Genomic DNA, 17,036 nt, shown 5'->3' with positions numbered 1-17,036 from the left:
GAACGCTGCCGAACCGCCGCCGAATCGCGTCTCCGGTCACCCACCGGATCGCACAAAGTCGACCGAAGATCCAGCAACAAGGCACGCTGGCCCGTCGCGTCGATAGCGACCAGCGCACGCAGACAGCGAGATACGCACCACGCCATCCCCAACCGCTGCCGCGACCAGCTCAGCCACGCAGCTTGACGGGCATGGAGCGGTAGGCGTGCAGATTGCGCAGGGGATGCGGGATCGGCGGACCGTCCAAGGCCAGATCCGGGTACCGCTCGAACAAGGCCCGCAGCGCGATCGAGCCCTCCAATCGAGCCAGCGTGGCGCCCAAGCAGCCGTGTACCCCGCTGCCGAACGCGAGATGATCCGCGGCGTTGGCCCTGGTCACATCGAATCGTTCGGGCTCAGGGAAGACGGCGGGGTCGTAGTTGGCGCCCGCCAACGACAGCAGGACCAGGGAACCGGATTCGACGCGCTGATCGGCGAGGTCGACCTCGCAGTTCGTGACTCGGCCCGTCATCCGCACCGGACCGTCGTAACGCAAGACTTCCTCGACCGCACGTGGCCACAGCTCCGGCTGCGCCGCCAGCAGTTCCAGCTGGTCCGGATGGCTTGTCAGCAGGGCGATTCCGTTGCCGAGCATATTCACCGTCGTCAAGAATCCAGCGTCCAGCAGCAGCGCCGCATTGGCCATCTGCTCGCGACGGGAGAGCTCGCCACCTTTCACCAGCATGCTGAGCACGTCGTCCGCCGGTTCGGCGGTGAGCGCGTCGAGGTGTTGATCGAAGTACTGCCGCACCTCGGCCAGGTCTTCGATGGCATGGCGGTAAGTGCTCCAGCTCAGGCCGCGTTCGAGCAGCGGTGCACCGGAATCTCCCCACTTCAGCAGGGTCGAATGCATGTGGGCGGGCAGCCCGAGAATCTCGGCGATGATCGCGACCGGCAACTGTGCGGAAAAGTCGACGATCAGATCCGGCCGCGGCTTCGATTCCAGGCGTTCGAGCAGTTCATCGGTCACTTCGACAACCCGCTCACGCAGTTTGGCGATCGCCTTCGGAGTGAATGCCTGCCCGACCAGGCGACGGTAGCGGGTGTGGTCCGGCGGATCGGTTACCAGCATCGAGGGCGGTTCCGCGAGGTTGGGCAGCCCCGGATCTGTTTTGGTCATCACCCAGCGGATCGGCTTCGGCAGGGCCGGATGGTTGGGCCTGACCACGCTGAAGCGACGGTCTCGCAGGATGAGTCGGCACAGTTCGTAATCCGCGGTCACGCGCAAACCCGAAATCCTGGGTATCCGGCCCCGCTGCCGGATCTCCTCGATGTACGGCGACGAGCCGAGCAGACGATCCGCACCGACCGCGATCTGCCCAAGGGGATCGCCCCGACGCGCCGCCCATAGCAGGTAGAACCGTGGCAGGCCATGCATCATCAGCCACCGGATCCATACGCGTATCAAGATCTCGTCACCTCCCACTCCTCCTTTCCATATGATAGATAGCCGCTATCGGCGCAGGTTGCTATCGGCGCCGATAGAGCGACCTTCGGATCAGGTGAGAGGCACCATGGACAGGCGCTGTTTCGTCAAGGGCGCTGGCCTGGCGACGATGCTGGGTCTTGCGAGTGGAAGCACGTTTGCGGCGTGGGCCGACGATTACAGCCCGAGCCCGAAATCACCGGTGTACCGCACGCTGGTGCCGGAAATCTTCGCGCCGCTGCCGGATCCGGCGGATCACGTGCCCGCGATCGTCATCGGATCAGGGTTCGGGGCGTCGATCACCGCGCTGCGTCTCGCGCGGGCCGGGATCCAGGTCGCGGTACTCGAGCGAGGGTCGCGCTGGCCGAACGATCCGTGGCGCAATATCTTCGCCAACGACACGGTTCCGGATGGCCGCGGCTTCTGGCATCGCACGACCTTTACCGGCGCGAACAGGCTCACGGTGCAGATCGATCCGTTCGGCGGAGTTCTCGACGTTTCCAGTTACCCGGGCATGGACGTATGGCGCGGTGCGTGTGTGGGCGGTGGCTCGGTGGTGTTCACCGGGGTGATGATCGAGCCGGAGCAGCGGTTCTTCGACCACGTCTTCCAGGGCGTGGTCGACTACCGCGAGATGCACGACGTCTACTACCCCAGGGTCCGAAACACGTTGCGGCTGAGCCCGATACCGAACGACATCTACGACTCCTTCGCGTTCACCCACGCACGGGGCTGGGACGAACAATTCCGCGCGGCCGGCTATACACCGCAGCGCATCGACGGCAGCTGGAATTGGGACGTCATCCGCGACGAGCTGACCGGACGATCGACGCCGTCGGCCACGGTCGGCTGTTCGAACCTCGGCAATTCCAACGGCGCGAAATTCGATCTGAACCAGAACTACCTGCGTTATGCCGAGGACACCGGCCGTGCCCAGATCTATCCCGGCCATCGCGTGGATGCCATCGGCGAGGAGTCGGAGCGCTATACCGTCGCCGTTACCAAACTCGCACCTACCGGCGAGGTGCTCCGCATCCGGACGCTGACCTGCGACAAGCTGTTCCTCGCCGCGGGCTCGGTCGGCACCTCCGAACTGCTGGTGCGCGCGCGGGCGACGGGCGCGCTACCGAATCTGAACGAGCACATCGGCGAAGGCTGGGGCGGCAACGGCGATGTCGCATTGGCGCGGCCCGCCAGCTCGCTCGAGATAGGTACGCAGGGCACGCCGTCCGCGAGCCGAGTTCTGGACGAGACGGGCGCACCCGTATCGCTGGAGAACTGGTTCGTCCCCGGCACCACGCCCTTCGACGTCGGCATTGTCGCGTCGTTGGGCATAGTCCTCGACGACACCCGCGGCCGGTTCGTCTACAACCCGGCCGACGGGAGCGTGAACCTGCTGTGGCCACCCGACGGTGCCGCCGGCTACCTGGCGCACGCGCGGGAAGTCAACAACAAGGCGACCTGCAACTGCCCGTCCAACGCCCAACCAGCCTTGGAGGCGGATGCCTCGTTCACCTCACATCCATTGGGCGGCGCGGTGATCGGACGCGCGACGGACCCGTACGGTCGGGTGCGCGGCTATCGAGGCCTGTACGTGATGGACGGCGCGGCGGTGCCGGGCAGCAGCGGAACGGTGAACCCGTCGTTGACGATCAGCGCGCTGGCCGAGCGCAATATCGAAGAGATCATTCGTTCCGGCGAGTAGCCACTACCAGCGCGGCCCGCGCTGAATCTCATCCACCTTCGGCCGCACATCGGCCAGGTACACGCCGGTCGCGATAATCGACACCAGCGCAAGCAGACTCGTGACGCTCAGTGAGAGCAACAGGAACAGCAACGCCGCACCGAGGATGGCGATCCAGATCGGTTTGGTCAGCTTGTCGACCGCGGTGAAGGCGTCGGGGCGCTGGCGGATGGCGTGAATGAGCGCGAAAATCGTCGCGCCGAGCGCCAAGAGCCGCAGCCCGTACAAGATCCAGCTGGCCAATCCGTGCGCTGTGTCCACCAGCCCATCATAGAAGCAACGACCCCGCACACGTCGGTGTGCGGGGTCGTCAGCGTGGAGAAGGGAAGGGCCTCAGGCCTTCTTGGGAGCCGCCTTCTTGGCCGGAGCCTTCTTGGCGGCGGGCGCCTTCTTGGCCGGAGCCTTCTTCGGGGCGACGCCGTCGGCGACGGGCTCGGTCTCGGTGGTCACCTCGAGGACCTCCGCTTCGACGACCTGCTCGACCTCGGCCTCTTCTTCTTCCTTGGCCGGGCGGCCGATCAGGTCGTTGACCTTGGCGAGCGCATCCTCGGCGCGGCTGGCCGCATCCTTGTACAGCGTCTCGACGCGCTCGATCTGATCCTCGACCAGGTGGTTGGCGCGCAGCCGCTCGACGGTCTCCTCGCCGCGCACGGCCAGATCCGCGTACAGGTCCAGGACCTGGGTGTAGTACTTCTCGGCGAGCGCCTTCAGCTCCTCCGGGGTGAACTTCTCGCGCAGCTCGGCGAGGTCCTCCGGCAGCTCCGAGGGCAGGCCGGACAGCCGCTCGCGCAGCGTCTCGAACTGGGCCCGGACATCGGCGGGGACGTTGGCGAAGCGCTCGCGGGCCTCTTCCACTCGACCGCTGACATCGGTGGAGGCGGCGCGCTCACGCACCTGGGTGACCGCGTCGACAACCGCGGCGTACACGGCGTCACCGGCACCGACGGTTGCGAACAGTGGCTTGATGGTTGCGTTTTCGGTCATTCTTCGCTCTCCTGGCGTGGCGGAGTTGGTGATGTACTCGGAACGTCGCTGTCCCACTCGTTCCCCCCTGGTTCGCTTCCTCCGTTTTCCCGGCGAAACGATTCATAGATGTCCAGCAGCACCTGCTTCTGCCGTTCGCTGATCGACGTATCGGCAAGCAGGGCATCCCGGACCGGACTGTGCGGCCGCTGCTCGAGATAGCCAGCCCGTACGTACAACACCTCCGAAGAGACCCGCAGTGCCTTGGCGATCTGCGCGAGTACTTCGGCGGACGGATTGCGCAATCCGCGCTCGATCTGACTGAGATACGGATTGCTCACTCCCGCGAGGGTGGCGAGCTGACGCAACGAGACCTGCGCGGCTTCTCGCTGTGCCCTGATGAAACCTCCGATGTCGTGTGCCGCGTTGGCCACACGCGCCGCCTTTTCGCCGACGCCGCTGGATCTCTCCTGCGAATCGTCGGTGTACTCGGCGGAACCTTCGGGCTGGTCTGCCATCACTCACCTTCTGGCGGTTGTACGTTTCCAATTCTAAAGCAGGGTGCTAGCTATTGCAAGCACGCTGTAAGCACCACTCCAGCAAACATTCAGCGCGCTCTGCTCAGCCGCCGAACATCAAATGCGAAATCGTGTAGATCGCCAGCCCTGCCAGCGACCCTACGACCGTGCCATTGATGCGAATGAACTGCAGATCACGCCCGACCTGCAATTCGATCTTCTTGCTAGCTTCCTCGGCATCCCACCTGGCAACCGTGTCGGTGACCAGAGTGGTGATCTCCCCCGCATAGTTTTCCACCAGATACCGCGCGCCGCGATCGATCCAATCGTCGACTTTGGCGCGCATCTCGGCATCGTCGCGCAGCCGCTCCCCGAGCTGCTGCACATTCTCGGCGACCTTGCGCCGCAGCGTGGAGTTCGGATCGTCGGCCGATTCCAGGATCAGCCGCTTGGCCGCACGCCAGGTCGCCTCGGCCATGCCGGTGATCTCCTCGCGACCCATGATCTGCGCCTTGATCCGCTCGGCCTTCTTGATCATGGCGTCGTCGTGCTGGAGGTCGTAGGCGAATTCCTCGAGGAACCGATTCGCCGCGAGCCGCACCTCGTGTTCCGGATTCGACCGCACCTTCCAGGTGAACTCGACGAGTTCCCGATAGATCCGTTCCGAAAGCAGAATGTTTACGAATTTCGGAGCCCATTGCGGCGCATCCCGCAAAACGATCCGGTCGATCGTTTCCTGCGAACCGAGCGCCCACTGGTGCGCACGCTCGGCAAGCATGTCGAGCAGCGGCAACTGCCGATTGTCGGCGAGCAGTTCGGCGAGCACCCGGCCGATCGGCGGACCCCACAGCGGTTCGGCGATCCGCTTGACGATGGTGTTGTCGATGACCTGCTCGACATCCTCGTCCCGCAGCACCCCGACCACCGCGCGCAGAATGGTCGAACTCTCCTGGGCCACTCGGCCCGCATGTCCGGGGTCGGCCATCCAGCGCCCCACCCGCCAGGAGACCTGCGCCGAATTCACCTTCGCCGAGACCACGTCCGGGGCAAGGAAATTCGAACCGACGAAGGCGCCGAGACTGGCGCCGAGCTGATCCTTCTTCTTCCTGATGATCGCGGTGTGCGGAATCGGCAGGCCGAGCGGATGGCGGAACAGCGCGGTCACGGCGAACCAGTCGGCGAGTGCGCCGACCATGCCCGCCTCGGACGCGGCCCGCAGGTAACCGACCCAATCATCGCCCGCCCCGCGCGATTCCAACCAGCGGCAGAACAGATAGACCGCCGTCGCGAACGCCAACAACCCGGTGGCCAGGGCCTTCATCTTGAACAGATCGCGGCGCTTGCCCGCCTCGTCGACGAAGGCCGCGAAACTGGTCGGTGGTGCGGACGTTGGCGCATCCAGCACCGCTGTATTGAATTGGCGGCGTTCGCGGGGCCCTTCGTGGTTACGCTCCGCTACCGCCTCCGGGCCCGTCGCTCGCGCCGCCGTGTTGCCGGGAGCTTTCTCCATGACACCCATTCTGCTGTGTGTTGCAGACCGACCTCCGAGCCGATCACAAGCGACACGCAACCGACGCCGAATGGCCCGATTATGTGCAACCTGTCGCAACCAACACCCAAACGCGCATGTCGGTCGTTGCCTGGACCTAAGCTGGTGGTCCACGAACCCATACAAACGAGGGAGTTCACGCTGTCCACCGATGACCTTGTCGATGTCGGCGAGCTTGCCGAACGACCGGCGGCGGTGCGCACCGGCCGGACGGACGGACGCAAGCGCCGATGGCGGCAGCACAAGATCGACCGCCGCGAAGAGTTGGTCGATGGCACCCTGGCGGCTATTCGCACGCGGGGCAGCAATGCGGGCATGGACGAGATCGCCGCGGAGATCGGTGTCTCCAAGACCGTGCTCTACCGCTACTTCTCGGATAAGAACGACCTGGTCCACGCGACCATGCAGCGGTTCATCGAGACCACGCTGATGCCGCGGGTGTACGAGGCGATCAGCCTCGACGCGGACGAGTACCACCTGGTGCGTTCGGCCCTGGCCGCTTACGTCGGCACGGTCGACGAGGACCCCGAGGTCTACCGATTCATCATGGGCAACGGCTCGACCGATCAGTCCTCGCTCGCCGAATTCGAGAAGCTCTTCGCCGACGTCGTCACCACGGTCATCATCGATCGCGGCGCCGAGCACGGCTTCGCGACCGAGGGCGCGCTGCTGTGGTCGTATGTGCTCGTGGGCGGCATCCAGTTGGCAACGCACTGGTGGACCACGGATAAGGCGATGTCGCGCGAGGAAGTCATCGACTACCTGACCATGATGGCCTGGAGCGCCATCGAGGGCATGGCGCGCGCGGGCGGCTCCCGGGCGATCTTCAACGCCCAGCCGCACATCCTGCCGGACCCGCCGCAGGCAGGCGCCTGAGCGCTAGCTCGTGATCGCCAACTGATCAATCGCTCGACTTCGCGCGCTAACAGGCCGCTAGCTGGGGCGCTAGCTGAAATAGTGACGGCGGTCTCGACATTGCCGCGAGTTTGGCTACTCTGAAGCCGAGCGGTACGCGGGTGTCCCACGTCACCGCCCCGCGCACTCCGCCGATGGCGGTCTGCGCGGGTCGCTACGTGGTTACGCAAGCTGCCGCCTGCGCGCCCGTCGCTCCGACCGCTGGCACCAATGGAGGTACCTCGATGGCGAAGCAAGTGCCGACTTCTCGGCTTGCTCGTGGCACCAAGCTGGGAGCGGTGGCAGCCAGTTCGGTCATCCGAACCCAGCGCACACGCCTATCCATGCGGGGCCGGTCGGCGGCCGTGCGCGCGAAGATGGCCGAGGAGTCCATGATCCGCACCACCGAGCAGGTAGTCATGGTCCTCGGGACCATGAAGGGCGTGGCCATGAAGCTCGGCCAGATGATGTCGGTGCTCGATCTCGATCTGGTGCCCGAGAGCCATCGCGAACGCTTCCAGAAACGACTCGCCGTGCTGCGCAATGCCGCCCCGACGGTGTCGTTCGAGTCGATGCGGCAGGTGATCGAGGAGGACTTCGGGCAGCCGCTGGACGCGGTATTCGCTGAATTCCAGCCCGAGCCGATTGCCGCGGCCTCGATCGGGCAGGTGTATCTGGGGCGGCTGCACGACGGACGTCAGGTCGCGGTGAAGGTGCAGTACCCGGGCATCGATGCGGCGGTGCGCGCGGATCTCAAGAATCTGGCCATGTTCCGGCGGGTACTGCAATCGGCGATGCCGTGGGTGACGCCCGCCGTACTCGACGAGTTGCGGCTGAATATGGAGAGCGAACTCGACTACCACGCCGAGGCCGATACCCAGCTCCAGATCGCCGATCTCTACGCCGGACATCCGTTCATCATGGTGCCGCGCTCACTGCCCGAACTCAGTACGACGCGGGTGCTGGTCAGTGAATATGTGGCGGGCAAGGGATTCGAGGAGATCCGGCAGTTGCCCGCGGCCGAGCGCAATCGGATCGGCGAGATCATCTATCGCTTCTATGTCGGTTCGCTGTTCAGCTTCAACGAATTCTGCGGTGACCCGCATCCGGGAAATGTGTTGCTGGCCAACGACGGCCGGATCGGCTTCCTAGATTTCGGCCTGTTCAACCGGATGGATCCCGAACATGTGCGGTTCGAGACGATCTGCCTGCGCGCGGCGGCCGAGGATCGGGCAGAAGACCTGCGGCAGTTGATGATCGAGCGCGGCGTCATCGACTCGCCCGATGAGATCGGCGCCGAGGAATGCCTGGAATACGTGCTCGCGGCCTCGGAATGGTGTCTGCTCGACGAGGAGCTGACCATTACCCCGGAACTTGCCAGCGGTGCGTTTCTGCTCGCGGTGGATCCGCGAGCCAGTGAATTCACCGGGATGAAGCAACAGAATCTGCCGCCTGAGCACCTGTTCTCGCGGCGTGCCGACTTCCTCACCTTCGGCATGCTCGGTCAGCTCGAATGCACCGCGAACTGGCACAAGATTTCCCGCGAATGGCTCTACGACGAGGCGCCGGTCACCGATTTGGGTAAGGCGCATCGGGAGTGGTTGATCGAGCGCAAACCGACGCCGACCAAGAAGCCGCGGGCGCGGGCGAAGAAACCGACCACGCGCGGTTCCGGTACCAAGTAATTCACCACAGCAGCTATCGAACGGAAGATCATGGCAGACAACCGAGAATTCGACCTAGTGCTGTTCGGCGCAACGGGTTTCGTCGGCAAGCTCACCGCGGAATATCTGCTCGGCGCGGCGCCCGCCGAGGCACGCATCGCACTGGCGGGACGCTCGCTCGACAAATTGACGACGGTCCGTGACGAACTCGGCCCGGCCGCCGCGAATTGGGGCCTGGTAGTTGCCGATTCGACCGACCAGGCCGCACTCGACGAACTCGCGGCGCGGACCACGGTTGTGGTGACCACCGTCGGCCCGTACCTGCGCTATGGCATCCCGCTGGTGGCCGCGTGCGCGAAGGCCGGGACCCACTACGCCGACCTCACCGGTGAGCCGCTGTTCATCCGGGACGCGATCGACCGGTACCACGAGCAGGCGGTGCAGACCGGCGCGAAGATCGTGAATTCCTGTGGCTACGACTCGATTCCGTCGGATGTGAGTGTGTACCAGCTGTACAAGCGCACCGTCGCGGACAATACCGGCGAGCTCGAGGACACCACCCTGATCGCGTCCCTGAAGGGCGGGGTCAGCGGTGGCACCATCGACTCGGGCCGGGCCATGATGGAGGCCATCGCGGCCGATCCGGCCAAGGGTTCGGTGATGAGCCACCCCTATTCGCTCAGCCCGGACAAGTCGATGGAACCGAATGTCGGCCGTCAGACCGATCAGGCGCTGCAGCGCGCAAGCAGCATCGACCCCAGCCTGGACGGGTGGGTCGGCACGTTCGTCATGGCCGCGCACAACACCAAGATCGTGCGCCGCACCAATGGTCTGCTCGGTTGGGTCTACGGCAAGAACTTCCGCTACCGCGAGGTGATGAACGCGGGCAAATCGGCTGCGGCGCCGCTGGTGGCCGCCGGTATGGCGGGCGGCATCGTGGCAACGATGGCGGCCGGTGCGGTGCTGTCGCGAGTCGCGGTGGGACGCAAGCTGCTCGACCGGATCCTGCCCAAGCCGGGCACTGGACCGAGCGAACAGGCGCGCACGAGTGGCTGGTTCAGCATGAAGACCTACGCGCGTACCTCCTCGGGCGCGAAATACGTGGCGACCTTCTCCGGCGCAGGCGATCCCGGCTACCAGGCCACCGCCGTCATGCTCGGACAGGCCGGACTGTGCCTGGCATTCGACGGTGCGAAGCAGCCCGAATCGGCTGGCATTCTCACCCCTGCGGCCGCGATGGGCGACGCACTCACCGACCGGTTGCGCGCCGCAGGCATGACTATCGAGGTCGAGCGCACGTAGCCGGGGACAAACCGAGGAGCTCGGATGAAGTCGCCGTCTGCGGACCCGAGGGCGGTGCGGTGAACCTCGCTCGACGCACCATGAACGCCCCCGCTCTCGCCGCGATCTATGAAAAGGCCTGGCGGCCTGCGCTGTGCAATACATCAGCGCTACCCGCCCGCTCCAGGGATCCACTTTGTCGTGCGCCACATCACATGGGTGCGGCGCTGTGGGAGGAGCACAAGCGGGTTACACCGGTCGGTACCGAACGGTAAAGTGCCCGCAAGCGGTGGGTGGACCGAACGTGAGGGGGCGACCCAGATGGCGGTGCCGGATACCGGTCAGCGGATGGCCAGGCAGTTGTATGCCGCCGCCACCGGAACCAGCGGCGGGGAACCCTTCGAGTTGGCCGAGGATGTCGCCGAAAACCTCGCCGCCGCATGCGACAAGCTCGTCGAGGATCTGCAAAAGGCAACGGCCACCGGACATCTCGTCACCGAGGTATCCGGTTTTCCCGACCTGCTGACGGGCCACGGACTGGCAAAAGGCTTCGGCGACAAGGGCACTCAATTCCTCGACACCGTCACCGCATTCCAGGAGACAGCCCTGCTGTACAAGGCCGCCTATCTGGCCGCGGGAAAGCGTTTCGAGGATGCCGAGGCCGCGAATCGTGCCGCCCTGCAATTGATCACCGATTACCTGGAGTCGCCGCGCGGCGAACAGACCGACGGAAACCACTGAGCCATGGCCGATTCCGTCACCAGGGCAGCCGCCGACGCCATCCGGGTCCAGCAGCGCGCCGTCGCCGCCTCCGCCGGATCGGCGAGCGGCGGAACCGATCCCCCGTACGCACCCGAGCGCGAACTGTTCGGCGCCTATACGCACCAGGAGATCTGGGATCTGGTGCACGAGGTCATCGATCCCGCGGCTCTGGGCCGGGTCGCCGATGCCTGGCGCGCCGATGCCACCGTGGTCGCAGAGGCATTCCAGGCCTTCTCCGATGCCACCAATCGCGAATTCGCGCACTGGTCGGGTCGTTCCGCCGATGCCGCGCTGCGCGCCACCCGCGATTTCGTCCGCGCCGGTACCGAGGCGCATGATGTCTGCCGCGCGGTACAGCGCCTGATGGAGCTCAATTCCGATGCGGCACAGGCCATCCGAGCGGCGATTCCGCCGCCGCCGCAGTATCGTGCTCTGGAAGATCCGGCCGCCGAAACGATCCACGGCGGACAACGCAGGATGGACCACGACATGGCCGCTGCTACGGCGCAGGCCGATGTCCAGGACACGATGACCTATGTCTACACCCCGATCATGCCCGCATCCGGCGACCGTGTCCCCCGATTCACCCCGCCGCCCGACGGCCCACAGATCGCGCGGCCGAATGCCGGCAGCGGGGGCGCACGGTGAAATGGGTATTCACCCCGGACGAATTCACGCATGTCTGGGAGAACGAAACGAGCCTGGACCGCCGCCCCTACCCGGTCAACCTGGCACCCGCCGCCACGGTCCGCACCGAATCCGAATACACCGCACTGCGACTACCCCAGCGCTTCGCCCGCCAGGCCGACGCCGATCTGGCGGCCGCGCTCATGCTGTGCGCCCGCTCCGATGCCACCACCATCACCGTTTCCGGTGAGTCGGGTGCCAAGCGGATCCTCGTTTTCGCCGCGGTGGTGCACAACCACGCGGGCATTCTGATCGCCGATATCGACAAGGTGACGGTGCGCATGTGCCACGTCCGCAGCCTCGGCAAACATCTGGTCGAGATCATCGGATCGGCCGAGCCGGGCAAGCTGGCGCCCATGCGGGAGCCGCAGGACGCGGTCCTGAACTCCGACGAAGGCGACAGCGCGACCAACGGCCATCGCCGCGCCGCCCGGTTCCGCCAGATCCTGCGAAAACCGGTGGACGGTCGCGGCTTCATCACCGTGACCGTGGAACCGGAAAACCCGATGTCGCCGCCCACCCGGCACCGCAGCTGGCTCGATTTCACCGGTGACGGACGCTATCTGCTCACCACCTCGCACGAGCTGACCCTGACCCCGGTCACCGACGAGGATTTCGCCGACCAATTGCTTCGGCTCGCCCAAATCCGCTGACTCGGAGCCGGGCAGTTGACAATCGGCACGTCGCAGCAATCCGCAACCACGACGGAGCGAGTCTTACGAGCGACCCGTTCGCGGCCCGTCTCGCGGCGGCCGCGAACACGCCGCGCCCGCGCGGCCACGAATTCAGCCATAAGATACATCGATGGCGAAGAAATGGTCTCTGCCGCCCATCGAGGCCCTGCGGGCCGATGGCTTGCGCATCGCTGATCTCGACGCCTCCGCTACGCCCGGATTCAAGGGTGACAAGAAGCAGGCCCAGAACCTGCTCATCGAACGCGCAGGCGTGCTCTCGGATCTGCAGGAGAAGCTCTACGCCAACGGCCGTTCCGGCGATACCCGCAGCGTGCTGCTGGTGCTGCAGGGGATGGATACCGCGGGCAAGGGCGGCATCGTCCGCCACGTCATCGGTTCGGTGGATCCGTCGGGCGTCGACCACGCCTCCTTCGGTGTTCCGACCGAAGAGGAGAAGAGCCACCACTACCTGTGGCGCATCCGCAAGGCACTGCCGCGCGCCGGTCAACTCGGCGTCTTCGACCGCTCGCACTATGAGGATGTGCTGGTCGTACGGGTGCACAATCTGGTGCCGCCGGAGGTATGGGAACCGCGCTACGGCGAGATCAACGCCTTCGAGCGGGAACTGGTCGACCAGGGCACCACGCTGGTGAAGGTCGCGATGTTCGTCTCCCTCGACGTGCAGAAGAAGCGGCTGCGCGAACGGCTGGACCGACCGGATAAATACTGGAAGTTCAATCCCGCCGATATCGACGAACGCGGCTACTGGCCCGCCTATCAAGAGGCCTACCAGGTCATGCTGGACCGCACGTCGACCGACTATGCCCCATGGCATGTGCTCCCGGCCGACCACAAGTGGTTCGCCCGCCTCGCGGTTACCGAACTGCTGATCGACGCACTCGACGGGCTGAAACTCGACTGGCCACCAGCCTTGTTCGATGTCGAGGAGCAGCAGCGCCGCCTCGCCGAAGCCTGACCAAGGTTCCTCTCAGGTTGACCACGGATGATGTGGCCGTGCCCGTCCACGCCCCGGGGGAGTTCCGGATCTACCATCGTGGCGGCAGGTAACCGGCAGGCAAGCGAAAGGCGTGGTGAACGCACGGTGAGCAATAAACCGGGTGGTAAAACGAATCCGCTCGCGGCGGCGGAGCGCGCCGACCGCAACCGCAAGATCCTGATCCAGGTGGGCGTGGCCGTCGTGCTGGTCGGGCTCATCGCGGCGATCGGCATCGGTATCGCGGTGAAGAACGCGGACAAGAACGATCTGGGCGCCACCCCGTCCATCGCCGCCGCCGTGAGCCAGCTGCCCAACGGCGCCACCGCGACCATCACCGACAACGGTGCGGTCCGCATCGGCAAGCCGGATGCGAAGGTGACCGTCCGGGTCGTCGCCGACCTGCAGTGCCCGGCCTGCAAGGCCTTCGAGGCCGCCAACGCCCAGGTCCTGAAGGACGCCGTCGACAATGGCACGGCCATCGTCGAATACAACATCATCTCGTTCCTGGACAAGGCCTCCACCACGAAGTACTCCTCGCGCGCCGCCAACGCGGCGTATTGCGTCGCCGAGGCGGATCCGTCGAAGTACCTCGGCTGGTTGGCCACCATGTACCAGCAGCAGCCCGCCGAGGGCAGTGCGGGTCTGACCGATGACCAGCTGATCACCATCGCGAAGGGCGCGGGCCTTCCCGATTCGGTCGGGCAGTGCGTCAAGGACAACAGCTACAACAAGTACATCGGCGCCAAGACCAAGGATGTGCTGAACAGCGGCGTCCAATCCACACCGACGGTCTTCGTCAACGGCACCCAGGTGAACAACCAGGACCTCGCCTTGTCGAACGGTCAGTTCAAGCCCGACGCGATGGCAGCGGTCATCGCGGCAGCCGCGGCCAAGTGAACAACACTTCTTCCAGGGCCGCCTGGGTGTTGCTGATCGGCGGGCTGGCCGGGTGGCTAGCCTCGGTCACGCTGACCATCGAGCGGTTCAAGCTGTTCACCGATCCGAACTACCGGCCTTCCTGCAGCATCAACCCGATCCTGTCCTGCGGCAGCGTGATGGCCACCGAACAGGCCGCCAAATTCGGATTTCCCAATCCGATCATCGGCATCGTCGGCTTCTCGGTGGTCGTCACCCTCGCGGTGCTGGCGGTCGCCAATGTGCGCTTTCCGCGCTGGATCTGGGGCGGACTGTGGGTGGGGACCGTGCTCGGCACGGCCTTCATCTGCTGGCTGATCTTCCAGAGCCTGTACCGGATCGGCGCACTGTGCCCGTACTGCATGGTGGTGTGGGCGATCATCACGCCGCTGCTCGCGGTGGCCACCGAGCAGGTGTGGGGTGGTGCGCGGGGGCCGATGCGGATCGTCGTCGAGTGGCGGTGGACGTTCGTCGCGGTGTTCTACGCCGTGGTGCTGCTGTTGATCTTCCTGAAGTTCCAGGATTACTGGCTGTCGCTGGTCTAGTTCGGTGTGCCCAGCGCGAGCACCACGGTGATCGTGCGTTGCGCTCCGCCTGCGCCGAGGACATCAAGCGCGACGGTGTCATCCGGCTTGTGCACATTGATCGCGGCCCGCAGCGCCTTCGCGGTGGTGATGTCACGGCCGTCGACCGCGGTGATGACATCGCCCTCGACGAGCCCCGCGGCGTAGGCCGGAAATCCGTACAGCGCGACATCGATCTTCGCCCCGCTCGGTTTCGCGTCCGAGATCAGTACGCCGAGCGTCGCGGTCGGCCCGATGTGCACAGTTTCTGTGGGCGTGCCGGAACGGATCTGGCCCACTACCCGCATCGCGGTGTCGATCGGCACCGCATAGCCGTTCGGGGTGCGCCCGACCTCGCGTGAGGTCTCCCCGGACGCGGCGGTGATCACGCCGACCACCGTGCCACCGGGATCGGCGAGCGCACCGCCGGACTGCCCCGCGGTGACCGGCGCCGCGATCTCCACCATCCCGGTCAGCGATTTGCGGGTCAGATCGGAGGCATTGAGCGCGACGATCGTGCTGTTCAGATCGGTGATATTGCCCTGGATGGAGGTCGGCGTGCCGCCCGCGCCGCCCGCATTGCCGATGGCGAGCACATCCTCGTGCACGCGCAGCTCTGCGGAGCGACCGATGCGTGCGATCGTCAGATCGGTGGCGCCGGTGAGTTCCAGCAGCGCGATATCCGCACCCGCGTCGTAGCCGAGCACCGTCGCGTCGTAGACGGTGCCGTTGCCGACATCGGTGACCGTCACGGTTTCGGCCCCCTTGACCACATGATGGCTGGTCAACACCTGTCCGTCGGTGGTCAGCACGATTCCGGTTCCGGCCGCGCCGAGTCCGAACGGCCGCGCGGACGTGCTGATATTCACCAGCGCCGGTTCGACGGCATGAGCGACCGCCACCGGGTCCAGCGGCGGCAGCGGCTCGAGCAGGGCAGGCGGGGAGTTGTCCGCACCCGAGGACGACGACCAGTCGGGCAGTTCACCGCGGAAACCGAAGAATGCGGCCACGGCGAGCAGGACGGCCGCGAACAGCGCCAACGCACGCCCGCCACCGTCTCGCTGCCGCTCGGGCGCGCGGTACCGCTCGTCGTCGTCCATGCCGCTCTCCCACCTCCGGCTGGGCCTTTGACCAAATTCCATTGTGGCCGGAGATCTTTATTCGGCGATGCGTTTGGCAAACCTCCGCCGCGGCGGTAGGCATGTACGCATGAGTGAACGCAGTGAGCGAATCATGTCGCAGCGCGCAACGCGCATGCCGAAGCCGAGCGCCAGCGAGGCGCAGGCATGAGCGTTGCTGCTGCGTATGCGATGTCCGCGCCCGACGGGCAATTCGAGAAGCTGACGATCGAGCGACGCGAGCTCGGACCGCGGGATGTGCTGATAGATGTCAAATACGCGGGCATCTGCCACTCCGATATCCACACCGCCCGCGGCGAATGGGGCGGCGCCAAATACCCGTGCGTGCCCGGCCACGAGATCGCGGGCATTGTCGCCGCGGTCGGTCCGGAGGTGACCAAGCATCGGGTCGGCGATCGGGTCGGCGTCGGCTGCATGGTCGATTCCTGCGGCGTCTGCGGTCCCTGTCTGGCCAATGAGGAGCAGTACTGCGACAACGGGGCCACCATGACCTACAACGCCGGGGTGGACTCGTCCATCCAGCCGGGTGGGTACACGATGGGCGGCTATTCGACCCAGGTCGTGGTGACCGAGAACTTCGTGCTCTCGATTCCGGAGGGCATCGGACTCGATGTCGCGGCGCCGCTGCTGTGCGCGGGCATCACGCTGTTCTCCCCGCTGCGGCACTGGAATGCGGGACCGGGTACGAAGGTCGCGATCATCGGCATGGGTGGACTCGGACACGTCGGGGTGAAGATCGCCGCGGCGATGGGGGCCGAGGTCACCGTGCTGAGCCATTCGCTCAGCAAGCAGGACGACGGCAAACGCTTCGGCGCGCACCACTACTACGCGACCGGCGATAAGCAAACCTTCCGCGAGCTGCGCAACCGCTTCGATCTGATCCTCAATACGGTCTCGGCCGATCTGCCGATCAACGACTACCTGCGCCTGCTGAAGCTGGACGGCACCCTGGTGATCCTCGGCCTGCCCGAGAACCCGTTGAGCGTCAAGCCTTTCACCATGACCGGATATCGACGGGCGCTGGCCGGCTCGAATATCGGCGGTATCGCGCAGACCCAGGAGATGCTGAACTTCTGTGCCCAACACGGAATCGGCGCGGAGATCGAGCTGATCTCGGCCGACGAGATCGATGGCGCCTACGACCGGGTCGTCGCCAGTGATGTGCGGTACCGGTTCGTGATCGACGCCGCAACGATCTAGTCCGTGTCGCTGCGCCGATTC

17 protein-coding genes are annotated in these 17,036 nt (G+C 65.5%); 11 read left to right on the top strand and 6 right to left on the bottom strand.

Annotated elements, in window-relative coordinates; translation table 11 throughout:
* Nucleotides 1-169: 169 nt before the first annotated feature.
* A complete protein-coding gene (locus ACQPZ2_RS05380; RefSeq protein WP_433524573.1) occupies nt 170-1,420 on the bottom strand; it encodes a cytochrome P450 in 1,251 nt (416 codons plus the stop codon).
* Nucleotides 1,421-1,553: 133 nt separating this feature from the next.
* On the opposite strand from ACQPZ2_RS05380, the gene ACQPZ2_RS05375 reads away from it, so the two are divergent.
* The gene (locus ACQPZ2_RS05375) at nt 1,554-3,170 is read left to right on the top strand and encodes a GMC oxidoreductase (RefSeq protein ID WP_433524572.1); all 1,617 of its coding nucleotides are present in this window, start codon (nt 1,554-1,556) and stop codon (nt 3,168-3,170) included.
* Nucleotides 3,171-3,173: 3 nt separating this feature from the next.
* On the opposite strand, the gene ACQPZ2_RS05370 is transcribed toward ACQPZ2_RS05375, so the two are convergent.
* From ACQPZ2_RS05370 to ACQPZ2_RS05355, 4 genes are all read right to left on the bottom strand, one after another.
* Nucleotides 3,174-3,470: a DUF2516 family protein gene (locus ACQPZ2_RS05370; RefSeq protein WP_040696344.1), complete on the bottom strand. Its 297-nt coding sequence runs from the start codon at nt 3,468-3,470 to the stop codon at nt 3,174-3,176.
* 72 nt (nt 3,471-3,542) lie between these two features.
* A complete protein-coding gene (locus ACQPZ2_RS05365) occupies nt 3,543-4,193 on the bottom strand; it encodes a heparin-binding hemagglutinin (protein WP_433524571.1) in 651 nt (216 codons plus the stop codon).
* Entirely contained in the window at nt 4,190-4,690 is a 501-nt protein-coding gene (locus tag ACQPZ2_RS05360) for a helix-turn-helix domain-containing protein (RefSeq protein ID WP_063046043.1), read from the bottom strand. Before ACQPZ2_RS05360 ends, ACQPZ2_RS05365 begins: the two co-directional genes overlap by 4 nt.
* A gap of 103 nt (nt 4,691-4,793) precedes the next feature.
* A complete protein-coding gene (locus ACQPZ2_RS05355; RefSeq protein ID WP_433524570.1) occupies nt 4,794-6,200 on the bottom strand; it encodes a DUF445 domain-containing protein in 1,407 nt (468 codons plus the stop codon).
* A gap of 234 nt (nt 6,201-6,434) precedes the next feature.
* On the opposite strand from ACQPZ2_RS05355, the gene ACQPZ2_RS05350 reads away from it, so the two are divergent.
* The 9 genes from ACQPZ2_RS05350 to ACQPZ2_RS05310 all read left to right on the top strand — a co-directional run bounded on the left by ACQPZ2_RS05350 (nt 6,435) and on the right by ACQPZ2_RS05310 (nt 14,658).
* Nucleotides 6,435-7,115 carry a TetR/AcrR family transcriptional regulator gene (locus ACQPZ2_RS05350; RefSeq protein WP_433527330.1) on the top strand — a complete coding sequence of 227 codons (681 nt, stop codon included), beginning with the start codon at nt 6,435-6,437 and terminating at the stop codon, nt 7,113-7,115.
* Nucleotides 7,116-7,378: 263 nt separating this feature from the next.
* Nucleotides 7,379-8,818, top strand: coding sequence for an ABC1 kinase family protein (locus ACQPZ2_RS05345; protein ID WP_433524569.1), 1,440 nt, complete (start codon nt 7,379-7,381; stop codon nt 8,816-8,818).
* Between the two features lie 27 nt (nt 8,819-8,845).
* The gene (locus ACQPZ2_RS05340) at nt 8,846-10,099 is read left to right on the top strand and encodes a saccharopine dehydrogenase family protein (protein ID WP_433527329.1); all 1,254 of its coding nucleotides are present in this window, start codon (nt 8,846-8,848) and stop codon (nt 10,097-10,099) included.
* Between the two features lie 255 nt (nt 10,100-10,354).
* Nucleotides 10,355-10,819, top strand: coding sequence for a hypothetical protein (locus tag ACQPZ2_RS05335; protein WP_433524568.1), 465 nt, complete (start codon nt 10,355-10,357; stop codon nt 10,817-10,819).
* A gap of 3 nt (nt 10,820-10,822) precedes the next feature.
* Nucleotides 10,823-11,488 (top strand): hypothetical protein, encoded by a 666-nt coding sequence (locus ACQPZ2_RS05330; protein ID WP_433524567.1) that lies wholly within the window; start codon nt 10,823-10,825, stop codon nt 11,486-11,488.
* Nucleotides 11,485-12,180 (top strand): ESX secretion-associated protein EspG, encoded by a 696-nt coding sequence (locus ACQPZ2_RS05325; protein ID WP_433524566.1) that lies wholly within the window; start codon nt 11,485-11,487, stop codon nt 12,178-12,180. The genes ACQPZ2_RS05330 and ACQPZ2_RS05325 overlap by 4 nt, the downstream gene beginning before the upstream one ends.
* Nucleotides 12,181-12,331: 151 nt before the next feature.
* Nucleotides 12,332-13,177 (top strand): polyphosphate kinase 2 family protein, encoded by an 846-nt coding sequence (locus tag ACQPZ2_RS05320; RefSeq protein ID WP_433524565.1) that lies wholly within the window; start codon nt 12,332-12,334, stop codon nt 13,175-13,177.
* A gap of 126 nt (nt 13,178-13,303) precedes the next feature.
* Nucleotides 13,304-14,095 (top strand): DsbA family protein, encoded by a 792-nt coding sequence (locus ACQPZ2_RS05315; RefSeq protein WP_433524564.1) that lies wholly within the window; start codon nt 13,304-13,306, stop codon nt 14,093-14,095.
* A complete protein-coding gene (locus ACQPZ2_RS05310) occupies nt 14,092-14,658 on the top strand; it encodes a vitamin K epoxide reductase family protein (protein WP_433524563.1) in 567 nt (188 codons plus the stop codon). Before ACQPZ2_RS05315 ends, ACQPZ2_RS05310 begins: the two co-directional genes overlap by 4 nt.
* Here ACQPZ2_RS05310 and ACQPZ2_RS05305 read toward each other — a convergent pair.
* Nucleotides 14,655-15,776, bottom strand: a complete 1,122-nt coding sequence (locus tag ACQPZ2_RS05305) for a S1C family serine protease (protein WP_433524562.1) — start codon at nt 15,774-15,776, stop codon at nt 14,655-14,657. The genes ACQPZ2_RS05310 and ACQPZ2_RS05305 overlap by 4 nt on opposite strands.
* Nucleotides 15,777-15,962: 186 nt before the next feature.
* Here ACQPZ2_RS05305 and ACQPZ2_RS05300 point away from each other — a divergent pair, with 186 nt between their 5' ends.
* Nucleotides 15,963-17,015, top strand: coding sequence for an NAD(P)-dependent alcohol dehydrogenase (locus ACQPZ2_RS05300; RefSeq protein WP_433524561.1), 1,053 nt, complete (start codon nt 15,963-15,965; stop codon nt 17,013-17,015).
* Nucleotides 17,016-17,036 lie beyond the last annotated feature (21 nt).

Source organism: Nocardia pseudovaccinii (genome assembly GCF_050942345.1).
Lineage (GTDB): Bacteria > Actinomycetota > Actinomycetes > Mycobacteriales > Mycobacteriaceae > Nocardia > Nocardia pseudovaccinii.
The sequence above is the reverse complement of the archived record's forward strand: the minus strand, read 5'-3'. Positions and strand labels throughout refer to the sequence as shown.

What these genes read in the sequence shown, in the direction of transcription:
- ACQPZ2_RS05380 (WP_433524573.1), bottom strand. Translation starts at nt 1,420, where the DNA reads ATGATGCATGGCCTGCCACGGTTCTACCTGCTATGGGCGGCGCGTCGG.
- ACQPZ2_RS05375 (WP_433524572.1), top strand. Translation starts at nt 1,554, where the DNA reads ATGGACAGGCGCTGTTTCGTCAAGGGCGCTGGCCTGGCGACGATGCTG.
- ACQPZ2_RS05365 (WP_433524571.1), bottom strand. Translation starts at nt 4,193, where the DNA reads ATGACCGAAAACGCAACCATCAAGCCACTGTTCGCAACCGTCGGTGCC.
- ACQPZ2_RS05360 (WP_063046043.1), bottom strand. Translation starts at nt 4,690, where the DNA reads ATGGCAGACCAGCCCGAAGGTTCCGCCGAGTACACCGACGATTCGCAG.
- ACQPZ2_RS05355 (WP_433524570.1), bottom strand. Translation starts at nt 6,200, where the DNA reads ATGGAGAAAGCTCCCGGCAACACGGCGGCGCGAGCGACGGGCCCGGAG.
- ACQPZ2_RS05345 (WP_433524569.1), top strand. Translation starts at nt 7,379, where the DNA reads ATGGCGAAGCAAGTGCCGACTTCTCGGCTTGCTCGTGGCACCAAGCTG.
- ACQPZ2_RS05330 (WP_433524567.1), top strand. Translation starts at nt 10,823, where the DNA reads ATGGCCGATTCCGTCACCAGGGCAGCCGCCGACGCCATCCGGGTCCAG.
- ACQPZ2_RS05320 (WP_433524565.1), top strand. Translation starts at nt 12,332, where the DNA reads ATGGCGAAGAAATGGTCTCTGCCGCCCATCGAGGCCCTGCGGGCCGAT.
- ACQPZ2_RS05305 (WP_433524562.1), bottom strand. Translation starts at nt 15,776, where the DNA reads ATGGACGACGACGAGCGGTACCGCGCGCCCGAGCGGCAGCGAGACGGT.
- ACQPZ2_RS05300 (WP_433524561.1), top strand. Translation starts at nt 15,963, where the DNA reads ATGAGCGTTGCTGCTGCGTATGCGATGTCCGCGCCCGACGGGCAATTC.